This is a genomic window from Streptomyces sp. 8K308, from assembly GCF_004348315.1.
In the GTDB taxonomy this organism is placed as follows: Bacteria; Actinomycetota; Actinomycetes; order Streptomycetales; family Streptomycetaceae; genus Streptomyces.
The window spans coordinates 1-756 of record NZ_SMKC01000680.1; the positions used below are offsets into that span (position 1 = coordinate 1).

Below are 756 nucleotides of genomic sequence, written 5' to 3' on the forward strand. Positions count from 1 at the left end.
GGGTCGGCCCCGGCGGGTGGCGGGCGGTGGCCGACTCGGCCGTTGGGCGCGGCGAAGCCGCCGGCGGCCAGCTCGGCGCGGAACGGGTTGAGCGAGGTGCGGTGCCAGAGGTAGGTGGGCAGCAGGTGGACCAGCGCGGTGGGGCCGCCGGCGGTGAGGCGGTCGAGCAGCGCGTCGGCCCCTGGAGCGGCCCAGCCGTGCCCGAGCCCGTCCGTGACGACGAGGTGGACACGGGTGCCGCGGGCGTCGATCAGCTCGGCCGGGTCGCCGTCGCGGCCCCCGGGCCAGCGCAGCGTGGCCTCGCCGTCGCGGGGTAACGCCAGGCGCACCACGCGCACGTCGCGGAAGGCGCCGCTGCGCTCGGCCTCGGTGGCGAGCGAGGCGACGGCGTCGTCCCAGATCCGCATGGTGGGGCCGTCGTCGGCGAGCACCACGAGGTCGAGGGCGGTCTCGCCGGCCGGCCGCAGGTAGGGGATCCACAGGTCGTCGGTGATGCCGTGCCTGGCGGTGCGCTCCTCGTCGAGGACGGCGCGGCTGCGGGACGGCACGCGGCGGCGCAGCCCGTGCAGGGCCTTGGCGAGGCGGACGGGCGCGGGTGGTGGCGCGGCCGGCGTGCGTGGGGGCGGCCCTGAGGCGTCGGTGGCGCGGACCGGTGCGACGGTGACCGTGGTGGCGCCGGATGTCGGTTCGGGCGCCGGGGTCGCCGGGGGGTGCGCGGGGTCGCCGACGTGCCCGGTCGGCGGGACCGGGATGTGG

The 756-nt window shown here is 79.2% G+C and carries 1 protein-coding gene; it reads right to left on the reverse strand.

Features of this window, described 5'->3' with window-relative positions:
- The coding region (locus tag E1265_RS37720; protein WP_279571504.1) for an SAV_2336 N-terminal domain-related protein at positions 1–756 on the reverse strand (756 nt) is incomplete at both ends.